Below are 206 nucleotides of genomic sequence, written 5' to 3'. Positions count from 1 at the left end.
GGCCGGTGAAGGTGACGGTTCCGGTGGGGGTGCCGCTGCCGGGTGCCACTGCGGTGACGGTGGCGCACACCGTCACGGTCTCGCCGCACACCGAGGGGTTGGGGTCCACCGTCACCGACACCGTGCTCGACGCCTGGTTGACGGTCACGTCGAGTGAGCCCGTCGACGGCAGGAAGCAGGTGTTCCCGCTGTAGGTGACGGTGACC

1 pseudogene is annotated in these 206 nt (G+C 69.9%); it reads right to left on the bottom strand.

Features of this window, described 5'->3' with window-relative positions:
• A pseudogene (locus tag ACEPPI_RS41195) lies at positions 1-206 on the bottom strand (Ig-like domain repeat protein); the annotation flags it as partial.

The sequence above is a fragment of the Streptomyces sp. AB3(2024) genome (assembly GCF_041862025.1).
In the GTDB taxonomy this organism is placed as follows: Bacteria; Actinomycetota; Actinomycetes; order Streptomycetales; family Streptomycetaceae; genus Streptomyces.
Note: the sequence above shows the minus strand (reverse complement) of the source record. Positions and strands in the feature narration are given on the sequence as shown.